The following is a 3,458-nucleotide window of genomic DNA, read 5'->3' as shown; positions in this document are numbered from 1 at the left end:
GTGAATGCGGACAGCACAAGGTCGAAGGTATTTTCCTTTAACTGGCTAAAGTTGCCATCTTTGACCAGACGATAATCTCCTTCAGGGTCGATTTCCCTGGCTTTCTTTATCATATCTTCTGATATGTCTATTCCTGTCGCATCGAATCCAAGCTTCTGCAGAAATCTGGTAGAACGTCCTGTGCCGCACCCGAAATCTATGGCCTTTCTTCCTTTGACTTGCTCAAATATGATTTCAGGTAAATCCCGGTAGGCTAAATAATATGTGTTATGAAACTCTAATTTAGCATAGGCTTCGGCATACTTAGCGTCTTCATAGGTATTGGAGAAGTCCATAATCGTTTCCTTTCCCACGCTAGCGAACAATTCTCTTCAGGTCAGTGGACCCGTCGGTCACATCTGCACCCACCTTTGTAGGTCTTGAGCCTTGTGCCTCTGATATTATTCCTGTCAGGTACGCAGGGTGCCTGACCTACGAGACAAATGTGGTTACATAACAAGGAATTTATTTGCGTTGAGGAAAGTATGCCGAAAAGTAGAACTTGATCCACTACATCGCTCCATCCCATGTATGACGCGGTAAAGATGGTACAAATTTTGCTAAATTATCAACGGTCTCTCTACCTTTTAATAGGTTATTGAGAATTATTTTAGATTTATCATCAAATTCACTTGAGTTAAGCGGAGAAAATTGAGCCGCTATAATAAGATTATATGGGGATAAAAACCTTACGCGTAATTCCGCAGCTGAAGCATCAACTATAACGCCATTTATTTCTGCACTTCCATCATCATATTCTGATCTTGTAATTGGATTATTATTTAATAAGCCATACTCTTCGTAGGCATATCCAATTTCATCAATGCATTTTTCGATGTCAGTCTCTGATAAATTGTACACACCTGTTGGTTTTTCAGCTTTGGCAAGGACATAGACAAATTCATAAAAATAAGTTCCTGGTCGATAGATATATATTTTATCAATTTCTAGTTCTTTGGAATCTATTAAACACTTGGTCGGGGATATTTTCTTAAAATGTTCAATAGCATTAGCTGAGTGTCCACGTAACCACCATATCGGTGAGATAATAGCGTTTTCATCACTCCTAGATCGAAAGATCAAAGGTGGTCTTAGCAAGATTTCCAAACGATCAATAGCTGTTCTGGGATCTTCTACGGCCGATATGCCTCTTTTGCCGGGGAAGGCATCGCACATCCTTTCATAAAAAAATGATGTTGTAGTTTCTTGAATTTGTGGAAGGTGCTTATAAGGATTGTAACGATCCCGATTCTCAACTTCAAGTATTATTTTATCATCCTTCTTACTTTCATCAATAATTGATGGACTAATTGATTCTGAAGCAGTCAGTGGATGCATAGATGATTGTATTGCCCTACGTATCTTGTTGCACGCAGGACCTAAAGCAGCCAGAATGTTCCCGTCCTCTCTGTTCGGATCAAAAGTGGCAGGTATTAGTCCTAATATGTCTGTTGGTATATGAAGATCCTTCACGTTTTTAGGAATAATAATGAAATTACGATCTTTGCCTAGCTTGCCGATGGATAAGCCCAATTCGAAAATTACGTTATCTCTGATTGTTAAATAAGTTTTATCGCGAATTTTAGTAACATCATCGGGAGAAAAAATAAATACTCCATAATCGGAGTTATTTATCGAGATTATTAAGTTGTCAAGCGTTGATTTTGTCAAATCAAATACACCTTGAGTCCACACGGTAATATCAGCTTCTTGCTCTAAATTTTCTTGAACAGCATATGCAATAGTTAAACTTTCTACAGACGATGCAATTAATATTTTTGGTTTCATAGACCACACCCAGTATTTATTGAGATTCGAACCCACGATGGAATTCGGGCAAGAGCTTTAGGGTCGCTTCACCTAACTCGTTCATATCCGAATTATACCATCTGTATCTACTCTGGCTAAAAAATATTAATACTGCATTCCGACTCTCAAGTCAAGGCATTTTTGCACAATAAGGATGTAGTAAATAGTAGGTCGGGTTGCGAACCCTGTGGTGAGTTACCCCTGTTCCTTCAGGATGTTATCATCCTGAGGGAACAGCGGGGATGATAACATCCCCTTAGAGCTTGTAATCACTTTTCTAATGCAACCATTTATCTATTTGAGCGTTCAGTGAGTCGAGTCCTTCCATCTGGAATTCACGTTGCACATCAAAATCTTTCTTGAGTGCCTCGATGTCTGGCGAATATCCAGAAGACTGACCAGGAAGTGTGTTAAACAGAGCATAGCGCCTTAGAAGTTCGTGGGCGAAAGAGGAGTCGATTATTCCGGGAATGCCGAAAACGTATTTATGTTTCTCCAACGGTAAATAGTAAGCGAAACCGGTAAAAACGTCCTCGAATTTGAGCTGCTCTTTGATCGGTCCAAGATCGAAGCGGTCATTTCCAAAAGGCGAGCCTTTGAAATCAAAGCCCGCATCTTCCTTCTTCAACGCTTTGAACGCAGCGTCCCACTTGCCGTCCTGAATTGCCGAGTAGCTGATATCGTTGTCCGAGCGAACTGCTGTCAGCGCGACAAAATTCAAATAGACATTGGCAACCCGTCCGTCATACCGCTCGAACAAAAACCTTCCGACGTTGCTTCGTTTGATGCCTGCGAGATTTACAATGTCACGGTTAAAAGCGTGCCTGAAGTTCATGATGACCAGAGCCTTTTTCCGTTTCGCAGAAGATTTCTTTATCTGGTCGAACTTCCGGATGATCTGCGATGCTATGATGCTGTCGCGGGTATCTAAGTGGTCCCAGAATAATTTGAGCCTTGCCTCATCCATCTCTTTCCAGTCGAACGGCATGTCCGAAGGGTAGAGGTTGATCTTGTTCTCGCTAGGCAAGCGCTGATTTAGCTGGTACAGTCTATGCAGGAAGTAAGAGAAGTTCTGCTTCTCCCAGAGCGGGTAAAAAGAGCAGTTCCTATGAAAATTCAGAATTGCGCGATCGACCGAGTCTGCAGACAACCCCCGGGTGTGTAAGAAACTGTTGACCTCCGGATTCAAGGTGCTGACCCCAATTTCGGTGAAGATATTCCCCCCGGACTTGATGAAGCTGCTATCCTCAATAATACTCAGGAACAGCTCGTACTGGGTGACGTCGGGATGAGCTCGTTCACACAGGATAACGATATCGTGGTTCTCGAAGAGCTTAAGGATATACTCTTTTGCAGACATCTTCTGAGATTTGAGGAACTCGAGATAAGGCTGGAGTTCCGGGCTGTATGAGGGTTGAGCGGACAATCCCCAAGCAGTGATCAGCAAGGCGATTGACAAAAGGAACAAATATCGAATTTTTTTCATGAGATAATATCGTTTTCTAAATCGTGCGGCGCATTATCCATTTATGTCCTTAGTATTTCGCGTTAATCAATTCTGGACTAAAAATAACCATACAGAACTCAGACCCTTAAGTCAAGGCATTTTT

At 41.8% G+C, this 3,458-nt stretch carries 3 protein-coding genes; all 3 read right to left on the bottom strand.

Annotated elements, in window-relative coordinates; genetic code table 11:
- A partial coding sequence (locus MUP17_12865) for a class I SAM-dependent methyltransferase (GenBank protein MCJ7459859.1) occupies positions 1-335 on the bottom strand: 335 nt, incomplete at its 3' end.
- 214 nt (positions 336-549) lie between these two features.
- Positions 550-1,827 (bottom strand): nucleotide-binding protein, encoded by a 1,278-nt coding sequence (locus tag MUP17_12860; GenBank protein ID MCJ7459858.1) that lies wholly within the window; start codon positions 1,825-1,827, stop codon positions 550-552.
- 298 nt (positions 1,828-2,125) lie between these two features.
- Positions 2,126-3,334, bottom strand: coding sequence for a hypothetical protein (locus MUP17_12855; GenBank protein MCJ7459857.1), 1,209 nt, complete (start codon positions 3,332-3,334; stop codon positions 2,126-2,128).
- Positions 3,335-3,458 lie beyond the last annotated feature (124 nt).

Source organism: Candidatus Zixiibacteriota bacterium (genome assembly GCA_022865345.1).
In the GTDB taxonomy this organism is placed as follows: Bacteria; Zixibacteria; MSB-5A5; order MSB-5A5; family RBG-16-43-9; genus RBG-16-43-9.
The sequence above is the reverse complement of the archived record's forward strand: the minus strand, read 5'-3'. Positions and strand labels throughout refer to the sequence as shown.

Coding starts and splice junctions, on each gene's coding strand:
- MUP17_12855 (MCJ7459857.1), bottom strand. CDS start 3,334: ATGAAAAAAATTCGATATTTGTTCCTTTTGTCAATCGCCTTGCTGATC.
- MUP17_12860 (MCJ7459858.1), bottom strand. CDS start 1,827: ATGAAACCAAAAATATTAATTGCATCGTCTGTAGAAAGTTTAACTATT.